We start from the raw sequence: 16,107 nt of genomic DNA, 5'->3' as shown, positions 1-16,107 counted from the left end.
CAAGTGACCCCGACCGAAGACTCGGTTCCCGCCCACACCGCCACGCCCTCGGACTCCGAGGTCGTCCGCATCATCGCGGCCGACGGATCGGTGCAACCCTCCGCGGCCGCTGAGCCCTACCTCGCGCTCGTCGAGTCGCTGACCGACGACGAGCTCGAAGGCTTCTACCGCGACATGGTGCTGATCCGGGCCTTCGACCGGCAGGCGACCAACCTGCAGCGGCAGGGTCAGCTGGCCCTGTGGCCGCCGAGCCTCGGCCAGGAGGCGGCGCAGGTCGGCTCCGCCCGGGCGGCGCGCGCGCAGGACCACCTCTTCCCGTCATACCGCGAGCACGTCGTCGCGCGCATCCGCGGCGTCGACCCGATCGACATCATCCGGGTCATGCGCGGCCTCACGCACGGCGGCTGGGATCCGACCGACCCCCGCAACGGCAACACGCACATCTACACGCTCGTGCTGGGCTCGCAGACGCTGCACGCGACGGGCCTCGCGATGGGCCTCGTCTTCGACGGCCGCTGCGGCACGGGCGATCCCGAGCGCGACGAAGCGGTCATCGTCTACTACGGCGACGGCGCGTCGAGCCAGGGAGACGTGCACGAGGCGATGGTCTTCGCCGGGAGCTTCCGCACGCCCGAGGTCTTCTTCCTGCAGAACAACCAGTGGGCGATCTCGGTGCCCGTCGCGACGCAGTCGCGCTCGCCGCTCTACAAGCGCGGAGCGGGATACGGGATGCCGAGCATCCCCGTCGACGGCAACGACGTCATCGCGAGCTACGCCGTCACCAAGGTCGCGCTCGACGAGGCGCGCTCGGGCGCGGGGCCCCGCGCGATCGAGGCGATGACGTACCGCATGGGCGCGCATACGACGAGCGACGACCCGACCAAGTACCGCACGTCGGACGAGGAGCGGTCGTGGGCGCTGCGCGACCCGATCGACCGCATGCGGGCATTCCTCCGCGGCCGGGGCGCGTCCGACGCCTTCTTCGCGGATGTCGACGCCGAAGGCGAGGTCGTCGCGGAGGACGCGCGCATCCGCACGACGCAGCTGGGCGGCATCCCGACCGAGATGATGTTCGACCACGTCTACTCCGAACCGCATCCGCTCGTCGAGCAGGAGCGCCAGTGGTTCGCCGAGTACGAGGCATCCTTCGGGGAGGACTCATGACCACCGCCGACACGTCGACGAACTCGGCGACCGGGGAATCCACGGGCGCCGCGCCGGCCGCGCCCGCCCCGACGGGCATCGAGAACCTGCCGTTCAGCCGCGCGCTCAATGCGGGCCTGCGTCGCGCGCTCGCCGAGAACGACCGCGTCCTGCTCATGGGCGAGGACATCGGGCCGCTCGGCGGCGTCTTCCGCGTCACCGAGGGGCTGCAGGCCGAGTTCGGACCGCAGCGCGTCATCGACACCCCGCTGGCGGAATCGGGCATCGTCGGCACCGCGATCGGCCTGGCGATGGCGGGCTTCCGTCCGGTGTGCGAGATCCAGTTCGACGGCTTCGTGTTCCCTGCGTTCGACCAGATCACGTCGCAGCTCGCGAAGATCACCTACCGGCACGAGGGCGCGCTCCAGATGCCGGTCGTCATCCGGATCCCCTACGGCGGTCACATCGGCGCTGTCGAGCATCACCAGGAGAGCCCCGAGGCGTACTTCACGCATACTCCGGGTCTGCGCGTGGTCAGCCCGTCCACGCCGAACGACGCGTACTGGATGATCCAGGACGCCATCGCCTCTCCCGACCCCGTCATCTTTCTCGAGCCGAAGAGCCGCTACTGGCCCAAGGGCGAGGTCGACACGACCGCGCGCGCCCTTCCGCTGCACGCCTCGCGGATCGTCCGCCGCGGCACCGACGTGACGCTCGTCGGGCACGGCGCGATGGTCACGACCCTTCTTCAGGCGGCGGCCCTCGCGGAGTCGGAGGGCACGAGCTGCGAGGTCGTCGACCTCCGCTCGCTCTCGCCGGTCGACTACGGGCCGATCCTCGACTCCGTCCGCCGCACGGGCCGCATGGTCTACGCGCAGGAGGCCCCGGGATTCACGAGCCTCGGGTCCGAGGTCTCGGCGACAGTCATGGAGAAGGCGTTCTACGCGCTCGAGGCCCCCGTGCTTCGCGTGTCGGGCTTCGACACGCCTTTCCCACCGGCCAAGCTCGAGGGCAAGTACCTCCCCGACGCCGACCGCATCCTCGAGGCCGTCGACCGCGCCCTCGCCTACTGACCAGGAGCCCCGGATGAGCACGCAGACCTTCCTCCTCCCCGACGTGGGCGAAGGCCTCACCGAGGCCGAGATCGTGCAGTGGCGCGTTGCCCCCGGCGACACCGTCGCCGTCGACGACGTCATCGTCGAGATCGAGACCGCCAAGTCGCTCGTCGAGCTGCCGTCACCCTTCGAGGGCACGGTGGGCGACCTGCTCGCGGCCGAGGGCGAGACGGTCGCGGTGGGCGCGCCGATCATCACGATCGCGCCGGGTGCGCGGGGGACGGATGCCGCGTCCCCCGGTCCGAGCGCCGTGGGCCAGAGCGAGCACGGCGCCCCCGTCGAGCCGGAGGCGGGCGGAGCGGTCCTCGTCGGCTACGGCACGGCAGGGCACGTCCAGTCGCGGCGGAAGAAGCCCGCGGTGACGGCGCAGCAGCGGGTCGAGGCATCCGTCGGCGTCGTCGCGAAGCCGCCCATCCGAAAGCTCGCGCGCGACCTCGGTGTCGACCTCGCCGCCGTCACCCCCTCCGGAGCCGCCGGCGAGGTCACCCGCGACGACGTCGTGCGCCACGCCTCGCAGGCCAGCGTCTTCCGCAACATCGAGACGCCGGAATGGCCGCAGGTGCGCGAGGAGACGATCGCCGTGCCGGCCGCTTCGCCGGCGCCCGCCGCCACGACGCCTCGGCCGGCCGAGCCCGCGGGCGATCGCGAGGAGTCGATCCCGGTGCGGGGCGTCCGCAAGGCGACGGCCCACGCGATGACCTCGAGCGCCTACACGGCGCCGCACGTGTCGGTGTGGGTCGACGTCGACGCGACGCGCACGATGGAGTTCGTCAAGCGCCTCAAGGGCTCGCCGGACTTCGCCGACGTCAAGGTCTCGCCGCTGCTCATCATGGCGCGCGCCGTCATCTGGGCGGTGCGCCGCACGCCCATGGTCAACGCGGCCTGGATCGACACCGACGAGGGCGCGCAGATCCGCGTGCGGCACTACGTCAACCTCGGCATCGCGGCGGCGACCCCGCGCGGCCTCCTCGTGCCGAACGTCAAGGACGCGCAGGACCTCAACATGCGCGACCTCGCGCGTGCCCTCGAGAAGCTCACGCTCACGGCGCGCGAGGGCAAGACGACGCCCGCCGATCAGCAGGGCGGGACGATCACGATCACGAACATCGGCGTCTTCGGCGTCGACGCGGGAACGCCGATCATCAATCCCGGCGAGGTCGGGATCGTCGCGCTCGGTGCGATCCGGCAGAAGCCGTGGGTCGTCGACGGCGAGGTACGGCCACGCTGGGTCACGACGGTGTCGGGGTCGTTCGACCACCGCGTCGTCGACGGCGACGGCATCTCGCGCTTCGTCGCCGACATCGCGTCCGTGCTCGAAGAGCCGGCGCTCCTCCTCGACTGATTTCGTCTGCGCACCCCTGTCCGCTGGACAGATGGCGCGGGGCGGCGGGGCTCGGCCTGTGCCGCGACGCTTGCGGCGGTCGACAGCCATCTGTCTGCGAGGGCGACAGTCTCCGGCGAGGGCCACGCCGCGCGACGGCGCGCTCGCAGGAAAGTGGCGCGGATGATGCGGCAGTCCGACGGACGCCGGCGGCACCACGCGTCTGTTTGAGAACGATTATCAATAGCTGTACGCTGGCACGATGATCCGCCGAACGACGACCCTGGCCGCGGCCGCGGCATCCGTCCTCGTCCTGACGGGATGCGCGGGAGGCGGCTCGCCCGCAGACGACGGGCGTGTGAAGGTCGTCGCCTCGACGAACGTGTACGGGCAGATCGCCGAGGTCGTGGGCGGCGACGCCGTCGACGTGACCTCGATCATCGACTCGGCCGCGCAGGACCCGCACTCGTACGAGGCGAGCGCCCGCGACCAGCTCACGGTGAGTCGCGCCGACCTCGTCATCGAGAACGGCGGCGGCTACGACGCCTTCATCGACGGCCTCGTCCACGCCACGGGCACCGACGCCAAGGTGCTCACCGCCGTGGAGTTCTCGCACGACTGGCCGGGCGGCAGCGCCCACGACGACAGTGCCCACGACGACAGCGCCCACGACGAAAGCGCCCACGAGGCCGGCGACGAGCACGGCCACGACCACGTCGCGGGCTTCAACGAGCACGTCTGGTACGACCTGCACGCCATGAGCGACCTGGCGCAGGGCATCGCGTCGGAGCTCGGCACCCTCCGGCCGACCGACGCCGAAACCTTCGAGGGGAACGCCGCCGCTTTCGTCGCTTCACTCGCCGAGCTGACCGCCCAGCTCACGGCCCTCCACGTCGCGCACGGCGGAACGCAGATCTTCACCACGGAGCCCGTGCCGCTGTATCTCACCGAAGCGGCGGGGCTCGAGAACGGCGCCCCCGAGGCGTTCAGCCAAGCCGTCGAGGAAGGGCAGGATGTGCCGCCCGCGACCCTCCTCGATGCGCTCCACCTCCTCCGCTCGGGCGAGGTGCACGCCGTCATCGTCAACTCGCAGACGGGCGGCGTCGAGACCGACGCGGTGATCAAGGCCGCCGGTCAGGCTGATATTCCCGTTCTGGAATTCTCCGAAGTGCTGCCCGACGGTCTCACCTACGTCGAGTGGATGCAGCAGAACATCGACTCCCTCAGGAAGGCGCTGACCCCATGACGGATGCCTCTGCCCCCGCCCTCGCGATCCACGGCGCCGCCCTGCGCCGCGATGGGCGCGAACTGTGGTCTGGCCTCGACCTCGAGGTGCAGCCCGGCGAGCTCATCGCCGTGCTCGGCCCGAGCGGCTCGGGCAAGACCACGCTGCTGCGCGCCATCCTGGGTCTCGAGGAGCTCAGCGAAGGATCGATCGCGGTGTTCGGCGACGAGGTGAGGGCTCGGGGGAGTCGGCGCATCGGGTACATCCCGCAGCAGCGCCCCCTCCCGCGCGACACGGCGCTGCGCGGCCGCGACCTCGTGACGTTCGGCGTCGACGGCCACCGCTTCGGCTTTCCGATCCCGCGCAAGGGCGACCGCGCGCGCGTCGACGCCCTCATCGACGCGGTCGGGGCCCGCGACTTCGCCGATCGGCCCGTCGGCGAGCTGTCCGGCGGCGAGCAGCAGCGCCTGCGCGTGGGCCAGGCGCTCGCCGACGACCCGCGGCTGCTCCTGTGCGACGAGCCGCTCACGAGCCTCGACCTCGCCAATCAGCAGGCCGTGATCGGTCTCATCGACCGGCACCGCCGCGCCGCCGACGCGGGGGTCCTCCTCGTGACCCACGACATCAACCCCGTGCTGGGATCGGTCGACCGCATCCTCTACCTCGCCGGCGGCCGCTTCACGCTCGGCACGCCCGACGAAGTGCTCAACTCCGAGACGCTCACGGCTCTCTACGGCGCCCCCGTCTACGTGCTCCGCGCGGGTGACCGTCTCGTCGTCGTCGGCGCGCCCGACGCCGAGGAGTCGCACCACCATCACCACCACGACCTGCACGACGATCCCGGAACGGGGGCGCACGCATGAACTGGCCCGACGTGTGGGAGGCGATGTTCGGCGGGCTCGCCGACTACGGCGAGATCCTCGGCCTCGTCGCGAACTCGATCGTCGCGGGAGCCGTGCTCGGACTCGTCGGCGGACTCGTCGGCGTCTTCGTCATCCAGCGCGACATGGCCTTCGCCGTCCACGGCATCGCGGAGCTCTCCTTCGCGGGAGCCGCCGCCGCGCTGCTCATCGGCGTCGACGTCGTGACGGGCTCGATCGTCGGGTCGCTCATCGCCGCCGCGATCATCGGCGTCCTCGGGGCGCGGGCGCGAGAGCGCAACTCGATCATCGGCGTGCTCATGCCGTTCGGGCTGGGCCTCGGCATCCTGTTCCTCTCCCTCTACAACGGGCGCTCCGCGAACCGCTTCAGCCTGCTGACGGGGCAGATCGTGTCGGTGCAGAGCGGCCAGCTGGGCTGGCTCATCGTGATCAGCGCCGCCGTGCTCCTGGGCCTCCTCGCGATCTGGCGACCGCTGCGGTTCGACTCGCTCGACCCGCAGTCCGCCGCGGCGCGGGGCGTCCCGACGACCGCCGTGTCGCTCGGCTTCATGCTGCTGCTGGGCCTCATGGTCGCCGTGAGCGTCCACATCATCGGCGCGCTCCTGGTCATGGCACTCCTCGTGACGCCTGCCGCGGCCGCCATGCGCGTCGCGTCCGGGCCGCTGTCGGTGCCGCTCCTCTCGGCCCTGTTCGGATTCACCTCGGCGGTCGTCGGGATCCTCCTGGCCGTCGCGGGCACGCTGCCGGTCAGCCCCTACATCACGACGATCTCGTTCCTCATCTACGTCGTCTGCCGCATCATCGGGTCTCGTCGCGGACGAGTCGAGAAGAGGGGGACGGATGCCTCGGCCGCCGTCGCCGGCACGCTCGGCGCCCAGGGCTCTCCCATGGCTCGTGGGTAGACTCCCGGCCATGGTCCAGCGCAACACGTGGCAGCGTGAGCGGGTCCGCGAGGCCCTCGCCGACGCGCGCGGCTTCGTGAGCGCGCAGAGCCTGCACGCGACGCTGCGCGACGACAACACGGGCATCGGACTCGCGACCGTGTACCGCGCCCTCGCGGGCCTCGCGGCCCAGGGCGACGCGGATTCGTTGCAGAGCCCCGAGGGCGAGAGCCTCTACCGCGCGTGCGCGACGCGGGGCCACCACCATCACCTCATCTGCCGTTCCTGCGGCATCGCCGTCGAGATCGAGGCATCCGACGTCGAGCAGTGGGCGCGCGCGACGGCTGCCGCGAACGGCTTCACGGCGGCCGAGCACGTCGTCGACATCTTCGGCCTCTGCGCCTCGTGCACGGCGGCCCGAGCGGGCGGGCGTGACGCGGACTGAGCAGTCGGCGGTCGCCGCACCCTCTCGCACGGTGCGCACGATCGTCTGGCTGGCGATCGGCGCGGGATCCATCGGCCTGCTCTTCGCGATCGGCATGTTCGCGCCGTCGCTCGCGCTCATCGTGCTCCCGACCCGCGCGCAGGACGGGCTGACCCTCGCCCTCAGCGTGCTGATCGAGTCTCTGCCGTTCGTCGTGCTCGGCGTCGTGCTGTCGATCGTCGTGCAGGTGTGGGTGCCGCCCGGGGTGCTGGAGCGATGGATGCCGCGGCGGGCATGGACCCGCAGAGCCGTGCTCTCTCTTCTCGGCATGATCGTGCCGGTGTGCGAATGCGGCAACGTCCCGTTCGCGCGCGGCCTCCTGATGCGCGGCTTCTCGGTGCCCGAGACGCTGACCTTCCTCATCGCCGCGCCGATCGTCAACCCCATCGTCATCATCACGACCCACCAGGCCTTCGGGTTCGACGACGGCATCCTCGTCGCCCGCCTCCTCGGCGGCTACGCGATCGCCAACCTGATCGGCTGGCTCTACAGCCGACACCCCGACCCCGACGGCCTCCTCACCCAGCGGTTCCGCGACACGTGCGAGGTCGTCGTGCACGAGCCGGGCGGCAGGGCCCGGCGCAGCATCGCGCAGTTCGTGATCGAGCTGCGCGCGGTGCTCCCCGCCCTCGTCATCGGATCGGCGCTCGCCGGCGCCGTGCAGGTGCTCGTACCGCGCAGCGCCCTGCTCGCGATCGGGTCCGACCCCACGCTCTCGATCATCGCGATGATCGCGCTCGCGATGGTCGTGTCGATCTGCTCGAACGTCGACTCGTTCTTCGCGCTGTCGTTCGCCTCGACCTTCACGCCCGGCGCGATCGTCGCCTTCCTCCTCGTCGGCCCTCTCGTGGACGTCAAGATGCTTGCCCTGCTGCGCACGACCTTCACCACGCGCGTGCTCGTGGGTCTGGTCACCGTCGTCGTGCTGTCGGCCTTCGCGATCGGAGCGGCGGTGAACCTCCTTGCCTGAGTCGCACTCCCACCTCTCCGCCGACCCCGCGCTGCGGCGCCGCGCGCTGACCGGTCGCTGGCTCGGCGTCGGCCTCGCATCGGTCCTGGCCGTGACGACCCTCGCCCTCGCCGCGACGGGCCGACTGGATCTGTACCTCAACCCCGACTCGACGTGGTTCGCGGTGGGGATGGCCGTCATCGTGCTCGTCGGCGCCGTGCTCTCCTTCACCCTCCCGCTCGGCGCCGAAGACGACGCGCACGCCCACGAGGGCCACGAGCATCGCCGCAGCCCCATCGCCGTCGCAGCGACGGCGATCGGCGGGGTCGCGGCATCCTTCCTCGTCGTCCTCGCGCTCGTGACCCCGCCCGCGTCGCTGTCGGCCCAGCTCGCGATGTCGCGCAACATCGATGCGCCGCCGCTGTTCGCGGGGTCGGATGCCGTGGCACTCGCAACGGCGGGCGACACGGGCTCGTTCGGGGTCGGCGAGTGGTCGACGGTCTTCGCGACGGCGACGAACCCCGACGAGTACGACGGCGACCCCGTGACGCTCACCGGGTTCGTGACCCCGGGCGACGGCGGGTTCGACCTCACGCGCATGGTCATCACCCACTGCGTCATCGACGCCCAGCCGGCGAGCATCCCGGTCGACGCGACGGCGACCGACCTCCAGTCGCCCGCGACGGGGCAGTGGGTCAGGATCGAGGGCACGGTGCGCGCGGGCACCGACGGCCGACTGGCGATCGTGGCCGACTCGGTCGAGCTCATCGACGAGCCGGGGGACCCGTATGAGTACTGACGTCGGCAGCGCCCCCGCCGCGACCCGGCGGTCCCAGGCGCGCAAGCGCCGCAGCCGCGCCTTCGGGCTCGCGTTCGCGACCGTCGTCGGGGTGCTCCTGGTCGCGGGGCTCGCGGGTGCCGCGGCGGGCACGGCGCAGGGGCCTCGCGTGACCGACGCGCAGTTCGACCGCAAGGCCGCGGTCGCGACATCCGGATCCCGTCTCATCCTCACGACGACCCAGGCCCTGGCCGACGTGACGCACGATCAGGTCACGATCACCCCCGCGACCCCGTTCGCGGTCGACACGTCGGGACGCCGCATCGGCATCCGCTTCACGCTGCCGCTGTGGGACGAGACGAAGTACACCGTCAAGATCGCGGGCGTGCGGGGTCTCGGCGGCGGGCCCGAGACGACCCTCACGCACACCTTCCGGACCGGCAAGGAGTCGTTCTTCCTGCTGCAGCGCACCGACGACGAAGACACGATCTTCCGCACCGACCTCACCGGACGGAAGGCCGTGCCCGTCTTCCGCCACGCGCACATCGAGGACTACCGCGCGACGTCGTCGCACCTCATCATCTCGGTGCGCGAGGACGCGGGCGCCTCGGATGGCTCCGGTGGCTCGGGCGACTCCGGTGACTCCGGTGACGCGGGCGGCGGCGGCGAGGTGGACGGCACGACCAAGCTCATCGTGACCGACCTCGCCGGCGAGCACCGGCGCACGCTCCCGCTCCCCGGCGAGGGCACGGTCACGAACCTGCAGAGCGCCGACCGCGGCGAGCTCGTCGGCTACACGTTCACCGACGCGGGCATCGGCGCCGACGGGGGCCGCGAGAGCATGCTCTTCACGATGTCGCTCAAGGATCCCGACGCCGAGCCTCAGGCGGTGCAGATCGAGGGCGCCGACAACCGCGTCGTGCAGTGGCGCTTCGTCCCCGCGACCGATCGGGTGCTGTTCGTCGGGTTCGACGGCACGCTGTGGCTCTCCGACAAGACGGGGAAGGATGCCGTGACCCTCGGCAACGCCGTGACGCTCGACGGCGTCTCGGGGTCGACCGCGATCGTCGATCGCGCCGACGGGCTCCTCGCCGTGAACCTCGCCGACGGCACGGAGCAGCCGCTGCCGACACCCGACACCGACTTCGGCCAGCTCCGCAGCGTCGTCCCGCTGCCCGGCGGCGGGACCGTGCGGCTGTACGCGGAGCTCGACGAGTACGGCATCCCCGGCGACTCGATCGTGGCCTTCGTCGCCGACGACGGCACGAGCAGCACCATCGAGCACGTGCCCGTGTCGGATGCCGTGCTGCGCATCTGCGTCTCGCCGAACGGCCGGTATGCCGCGACCGTCGTCGCCCCCGACATCATCGACAATCCCTACGACCAGTACCTCCTCCCGATGCCCAAGCGCCTCGAGACGCACATCTCCGAGATCGCGACCGGCGACGAGGTGGTCGCGCTCGCGGCGTTCGACTCGTCGTGGTGCCGGGTGCCGCCGCAGTGACCGCCGTGGACGCCGCCTTCCGCCCGGCTCGTCGCGAAGACCTGCTGGGCCTTCCGGCCGCCGTTGCGCCGCGCCTTCTCGGCGGAGTGCTCCGCACCCTCGTCGAGGGCGAGGAGGTCGCCGTGCGGCTCACCGAGGTCGAGGCGTACCACGGCCTCGGCACGGGCGATGTGCCCGATCTCGGCTCGCACGCGCGGATGGGGCAGACGCCTCGCAATTCCACGATGTGGGGCGAGCCCGGCCACCTCTACGTCTACCTCAGCCACGGCATCCACTCCTGCGTCAACGTCGTCTGCGGTCCGGAGGGGGTCGCCGGCGGAATCCTCCTCCGCGGCGGCGAGGTCGTGGAGGGGACGGATGCCGCGCACCGCCGCCGCCCGGCTGCTCGGACGCCCCGCGACCTGGCCCGCGGACCAGGCCGGCTGGGCGAGGCCGTCGGGCTGCGGCATCCGATCCACGACGGCATCGACGCCATCACGGGTGAACCGCGCGCGGGCGCCGTCGCGCGCCTCGAACTGCGCATCGAGCCGCTCGCGGCCGTCGAGACGGGACCGCGGGTCGGCGTCGCGGGGCATGCCGGAACGGCGGCCTTCCCGTGGAGGTTCTGGGTGCCGGGCGACCCGACCGTCTCGGCTTTCCGGTGGGGCCGGGGCGCCGCCGAAGCGGCGGACCCCCAGGGCTGAGCGACGCGATTGCGCCCCCGGGACCGCCTCAGCGTAGCCGCGCGACCGACACGAACGCCGTCCGCATCTGGCGCACTCGTCGCTCGTAGGTCGCGGCGAGGAAGATGAGCACCGCTCCGCCGATGCCGAGCCACAGCCACCACGGCACCGCCACGTAGACGGCGGAGATCCACGGCCACAGCTGTGCGATGGCGTGCGTCAGCAGCACGGCCGAGCCGAGCACGAGCGGCGCCTGCAGGCGCATCGTCGCACCGACGACGACGAGCGCGATCGCGACGACGCCGAGGCCCACGACCCGCCACAGCTCGGACTCGCCGAGGTCGTGCAGGAGCGACGGGACCGTCAGGAGCACGAGCCACGAGCCGAGGAGTGGCCACGACCGCGCCTCCGGGTGGCGTCGAAGGCTCCACGCGCCGTAACCGAGCCCCGCCACGGCGGGCGGCACCGTGACGAGCTCGACCGGCGTGACGCCGAGCCCGAAGATCGCGACCAGTCCGAAGGCCGCGGCCGAGACCATCGCCGAGATCGCGAGCGCCCAGCCCAGGCGCGAGCGCAGGAGCACGCCCCCGACAGCCGTCGCCGAGAGGATCGACATCGCGAGCAGCGCGCGGCTGCCGTCGAACTCGCCCTGAAGGGCGAGGAGGAACCCCTCGGCGATCGCGAAGAGCGCCGTCACCGCCGCGAGCAGGGCACCGCCCGCGAGTCCCATCGCGCGGCTCGGCGCGGCGCGCAGCGCTGCCAGCACGACCCCGACGGTGACCGCGGCGCCGGCGAGAGCCCACAGGTCGGGCTCGAGGCCCGGCTGGGAGGCGACCACTCCGAATCGGATCGCGCACGTCGCGAGCACCAGCACGAGGCCGCCGAGCGCCAGCACGGCGCCGAGTCCGCGCCAGCGGAGGAGTCCGAGGGCAGCGGCGCCGATGATCGCGACGGCGCCGCCCGCGATGACGGCGATCGCCGCGGGGACGAGCTCACCGTCGAAACGCAGCAGCACGACGGCGTCCAGGAGCACCGCGCCGGCCCCCGCGAGGAGCGTGGGGTGCAGCGCCGTGCGCGTGGCGGGCGCACTCGAGGCGAGTACGACAGCGATCGCGACGGCTCCCGCCCCGGCGGTCGCGGCGGCCGCGTCTCCGCTCGTGAGGATCGGATCGACGAGCGCGCGCCCGCCCATCAGCAGCGCGGCGCCGGCCAGCACGAGCGCGCTCGGCACGCGAAGACGCCACTCGTCGGGCAGGGGAGAGACGGATGCCGCGGCTGCCGCCGCGAGCGTCGCGGCCAGGAACAGCCACACCCGCACGGGCTCGACGGGGGCGAGGATGCTCGGCGCCACGGCGATCACGAGGCCGATCGTCCACACGATGCTCTCGATGTGCGGCCAGGCGGCGCTCGCGCGGCGGGACCGCAGCATCGCCGCGGCGGCCCCGGCCAGGATGATGCCGGCGAACGGCAGCGTCGCCCACTCGACCTCGTCGAAGACGCCGAAGCCGACGGCGGCGGACGAGACGATCCCCGCTGCGCCGAGCGACGCCCAGCGGCTCACGGCCCCGAACGGCGCCCGGTCGTACCCGGCCGACCCGACGTGGATGAGCGCGAGTACGCCCAGCGAGATGCCGGTCGTCGCAGCGGCATCCGTCGCGAAGCCGACCGAGATCGCCGCCACGATCATCGACACCGCCGGTGCGACAGCCGTGTAGACCTTCGAGGCCGCCCGGGGAGGCAGCGCGCCGGCGTGTCCGACGGCGGAGGCGAACGCGACGCCGACGAGCAGCAGGAGCCACGCGGCATCCGCCGGGACCCCGACGTCGGTGCGGACCAGCGCCGCGACGCCGAGGACGAGCAGCGCGACGGCCGCGCCGACGGGGGCCGTGGGGCGCACGCGGCGCAGCGGCTCCGCCGAGAGCGCGAGGCAGATCACGGCCGCGATGATCGGGACGATCGCGCCGCGCAGCTGCTCCCCGTACCAGTCCGTCATCGCCGAGGCGCCCAGGCCGATCGCGATGCCCGCCGCCAGGGCGACGGATGCCTCGATCCGGCGCCGCAGCCACACGAGGCCCGCCGCCACCGCGGTCACGACGACGCCGACCGGCACCGCGGCCGTCTCGACCGTGAACGTCTCCCGCGGCGTGCCGTCGCCGAGCCATGACCACCATGCGAGGGTCGCGGCACCGACGGCCGGCCACAGGAACAGCCGTCGCGGCGCGGCGGCGAGGCGAACGCCCGGCCGACGCGTCGCGAAGACGTCGTCGGAGGGGGACGTCTGCGCGGCGGCCCAGCCGCGGGTGACGGCGACTGCCGCGAACCCGAGGCCGAGGAGCGCCCACATCGCCCACGCCTGCGAGGATGCGACATCCGACGCGACGACGAGTGCCGTGACGGCGGCGCCCATCTCAGCTGCGATCCGAAGGCGCCCGGATTCCTCTCTCCACACCCGGGCGTATCCCGTCCACGCCGCGACGACCGCGATGAGGACCGCCGTCGCGAGCAGGACGAGCGGCGCCCACACGGCGTACGTCGCGTCGGTCGCCTGGAGCACCGCGTACGCGGTCGCTGCGAGGGTCGGCGCGAGGAGCCCCGTCGCTCCGACGGCCACGGCGCGGGACAGCCTGCCGCGCAGCGCGACGGCGGCGGCGAGGCCCGCGGCGACCAGGCCCCCGCGCACGATCGCCGTGACCGGCTCGCCCAGCTGCCACAGCAGGACGGCGTCGACCCCGGTCGCCATGAACCACGCGGGGCCGGCCAGAACGGCGGTCGCGGCCAGGGTGAGCGCGATGAGGAACTCGGCCGCCCACGCGACCGCGACGCGGCTCATGCGCTCGAGCGGGACGAACAGGGCTGTGCCGAGCGTCGCGACGGCGACCCACTGAACGAGCGCGATCGCCGTCCCCGCCGCCAGGCCGTCGGACTCAGTGCCGACAGGAAGCACCACGCTGAGGGGCGCCGGGGCGATGAGCGCCGAGATGGTCGCGGCGACGACGGGTGCCAGCGCGAACGCCACGCCGGTGTCTCCCGTGGCCTTGAGGACGATGCGCTGCGCGATGGGCAGGGCGATCGCGACCCCGACGCTGACGAACCAGAGCCACGGCGTCGCCGCGGCCAGCAAGAAGGCGGCGACGGCCGCGAGGGCGCCGGCGGCGAGCCAGCCGCCACGAGCCGTCGTCCGGACGAGCACCACGACCGTGAGCGCCGCGACGGCGATCGCCACGCCGACGGCGACCGCGGGGACGCCTGATCGGGCGGCCCCCAGGACCAGCACGACCACGGCCACGACCGGCCGGATGTCCCGCAGCACGGCTCGGCCGAGGGTGGGTGACGCGAACAGCAGCGCCGCGGTGACCGCGGCCGTCACGACGCCGAGGAGAGGAAGGTCGACGGCGTTCTGCGGGAGGGCGAAGGCATCCGTCCGCCACAGCGTCCAGGAGCGGACGATGATGCGGTTCGCCTCGAACCCGTATTGGAGGAGGACGGCGATCAGCGAGAGCCCGCCGACGATGGCAGCGGTCGTCGCGGCCACGGTGAGACCCGCGTTGCGGGTGCGGAGGATGTCGAGGCCCACCGCGATCGCCACGGCGACGACCGGGGCGATGAGAACCGCGAAGATCGGCTCCCCCGTGCGCTGGGCGAGCTGCCAGGCGACGGTCGCCGCCGCGATCGTCGCGACGCTCGAAGCGATGCCGCCGAGCGCACGCGCCCCCGGAAGCGGCTCCTCGCCGGAGCGCGGCCGCGCGAGCCGCGCGTGCGCAACGCCGAGCACCACGACCGACGCCGCCGACCACACGATGGCCGCCTCGCCGACGCCTCCGATCACACTCGTCGCCGCGGCGAGCGTGAGGGACGCGACACCGACGAAGGCCAGCGCGACGCGCTCGGGCAGCGCCTGCGCACCCCGGCGGGCCGACGACCACGGGTGGGGGAGGGCGTGCGTGAGGCCCGCCGCGGCGGCGCCCAGCAGCCCCGCGAGGAGCGACTCCACGGGCGGCGCGTCGAGGAGGCCGCTGAGGAGGACGCCCAGCCCGACGGGGAGGGCGACGGCGGCGGCGAGGTCGGGCGCGCGAAGCTTCGACAGCACGGCCCACGCGCGACAGAGGACCGCGACGACGAGTGCCGCCGATCCCGCATAGGTGGCGGCATCGACGCTGCCTGTCGCGAAGAGGTCGTTGGCGCGCACCGCCCACGCGTCGAGGCCGACAAGCACGACGCCGAGCACGGCGATGCCCTCCGCCGTCGCGGTGAGCGAGCGGCGGCGGAGCCACGATGCCGCGGCCATCGCGGCGAGCGTGATGCCGCCGATGATGAGGGCGCGCACCTCGATGCCCGCGACGAACCAGGCGAGGAGCAGGAAGAACACCGCCGCCACCCCGACGAGGGAGACGCCGACGATGAGGAGCAGGACGGGGACGCTCAGGCGGCGCCGGGGCTCGGCCTGCGGCGCGGGCGGCGGTACGACCGCGGGGCTCGGCGCAGGGACGGAGGCGACCGGGGCGGCCGTGGGGGCGGGACTCGAGGCAACGGGAATCGACGCGGAGGGCGCGGGGATCGACGCGGAGGGCGAGGGCGAGGCGACGACGCCCGACGGGGAGGGGGACGCTGCCGTGGCCCCCGTCGCGGCGCGGATCGCGGCATCCTCCGCCCATCGGGCGTTGATCGCGGCGGTCCTCGCGGCGGCAGCCTCCGCGCGCTTGGCGTCGAGGGCAGCCGTGAGCCGGATGGCTCCGATCAGCTGCCGGCGCTCGGTCTCGAGCCGGACGATCTGCCGCCCGAGCGACAGCACCGCCGGGGCGCGGTCATCGCCGAACAGGAACCCGCAGTTCGGGCATGCCGGCGGACGTACATCCCGGAAGCACACCGGGCACCGGTGGCCGTCGGCGAGGAGCTCAGGCGAGGTGGGCCACCGTGGGGCCACCGCTCGAGAACCGTCCATCTCTCTTCCCATCCATTCGTCGAACCCTCGAAGGGCCCCCAGGATGTCAGGGATGAGGGAGGGATGGCGCGAATGTTTGTGACCTGTGGACAACCGCGGGCACGCCTCGGGGCTGTGGAGGAGCGGGCATCGAAGGAGCCATTCCTCTCCGGGAATATGCCGCGCAGGGCGGGATGCCGGCGTAGCGGTCGGGTGCGGGAGGAGTCGTGGCGCAACCGCCGGGGC

The 16,107-nt window shown here is 72.9% G+C and carries 12 protein-coding genes; 11 read left to right on the top strand and 1 reads right to left on the bottom strand.

The window, feature by feature from the left end; all coding sequences use genetic code 11:
- The first annotated feature begins 3 nt into the window (after positions 1–3).
- From ACSBPH_RS10365 to ACSBPH_RS10315, 11 genes are all read left to right on the top strand, one after another.
- On the top strand, positions 4–1,164 hold the full coding sequence (locus ACSBPH_RS10365; RefSeq protein WP_442574266.1) for a thiamine pyrophosphate-dependent dehydrogenase E1 component subunit alpha: 1,161 nt from the start codon (positions 4–6) through the stop codon (positions 1,162–1,164).
- Positions 1,161–2,216, top strand: a complete 1,056-nt coding sequence (locus ACSBPH_RS10360) for an alpha-ketoacid dehydrogenase subunit beta (protein WP_442574265.1) — start codon at positions 1,161–1,163, stop codon at positions 2,214–2,216. The genes ACSBPH_RS10365 and ACSBPH_RS10360 overlap by 4 nt, the downstream gene beginning before the upstream one ends.
- A 13-nt stretch (positions 2,217–2,229) precedes the next feature.
- Positions 2,230–3,600 carry a dihydrolipoamide acetyltransferase family protein gene (locus ACSBPH_RS10355; RefSeq protein WP_442574264.1) on the top strand — a complete coding sequence of 457 codons (1,371 nt, stop codon included), beginning with the start codon at positions 2,230–2,232 and terminating at the stop codon, positions 3,598–3,600.
- A gap of 241 nt (positions 3,601–3,841) precedes the next feature.
- Entirely contained in the window at positions 3,842–4,825 is a 984-nt protein-coding gene (locus tag ACSBPH_RS10350; RefSeq protein WP_442574263.1) for a metal ABC transporter solute-binding protein, Zn/Mn family, read from the top strand.
- Complete coding sequence (locus ACSBPH_RS10345) at positions 4,822–5,667, top strand: metal ABC transporter ATP-binding protein (protein ID WP_442574262.1); 846 nt, start codon at positions 4,822–4,824, stop codon at positions 5,665–5,667. The genes ACSBPH_RS10350 and ACSBPH_RS10345 overlap by 4 nt, the downstream gene beginning before the upstream one ends.
- The gene (locus ACSBPH_RS10340; RefSeq protein ID WP_442574261.1) at positions 5,664–6,587 is read left to right on the top strand and encodes a metal ABC transporter permease; all 924 of its coding nucleotides are present in this window, start codon (positions 5,664–5,666) and stop codon (positions 6,585–6,587) included. Before ACSBPH_RS10345 ends, ACSBPH_RS10340 begins: the two co-directional genes overlap by 4 nt.
- 10 nt (positions 6,588–6,597) lie before the next feature.
- Positions 6,598–7,011, top strand: coding sequence for a Fur family transcriptional regulator (locus ACSBPH_RS10335; protein WP_442574260.1), 414 nt, complete (start codon positions 6,598–6,600; stop codon positions 7,009–7,011).
- Entirely contained in the window at positions 6,998–8,020 is a 1,023-nt protein-coding gene (locus tag ACSBPH_RS10330; protein WP_442574259.1) for a permease, read from the top strand. The genes ACSBPH_RS10335 and ACSBPH_RS10330 overlap by 14 nt, the downstream gene beginning before the upstream one ends.
- Positions 8,013–8,798, top strand: a complete 786-nt coding sequence (locus tag ACSBPH_RS10325) for a TIGR03943 family putative permease subunit (protein WP_442574258.1) — start codon at positions 8,013–8,015, stop codon at positions 8,796–8,798. Before ACSBPH_RS10330 ends, ACSBPH_RS10325 begins: the two co-directional genes overlap by 8 nt.
- Positions 8,788–10,281 (top strand): hypothetical protein, encoded by a 1,494-nt coding sequence (locus tag ACSBPH_RS10320; protein WP_442574257.1) that lies wholly within the window; start codon positions 8,788–8,790, stop codon positions 10,279–10,281. The genes ACSBPH_RS10325 and ACSBPH_RS10320 overlap by 11 nt, the downstream gene beginning before the upstream one ends.
- On the top strand, positions 10,257–10,964 hold the full coding sequence (locus tag ACSBPH_RS10315; RefSeq protein WP_442574256.1) for a DNA-3-methyladenine glycosylase: 708 nt from the start codon (positions 10,257–10,259) through the stop codon (positions 10,962–10,964). The genes ACSBPH_RS10320 and ACSBPH_RS10315 overlap by 25 nt, the downstream gene beginning before the upstream one ends.
- Positions 10,965–10,992: 28 nt before the next feature.
- Here the strand turns inward: ACSBPH_RS10315 and ACSBPH_RS10310 are convergent, their stop codons facing one another.
- On the bottom strand, positions 10,993–15,864 hold the full coding sequence (locus ACSBPH_RS10310; RefSeq protein ID WP_442574255.1) for an SCO7613 C-terminal domain-containing membrane protein: 4,872 nt from the start codon (positions 15,862–15,864) through the stop codon (positions 10,993–10,995).
- Positions 15,865–16,107 lie beyond the last annotated feature (243 nt).

Source organism: Microbacterium sp. F51-2R (genome assembly GCF_052180235.1).
Taxonomy (GTDB): Bacteria; Actinomycetota; Actinomycetes; order Actinomycetales; family Microbacteriaceae; genus Microbacterium.
This window is presented reverse-complemented; position numbering and strand designations above follow the sequence as displayed.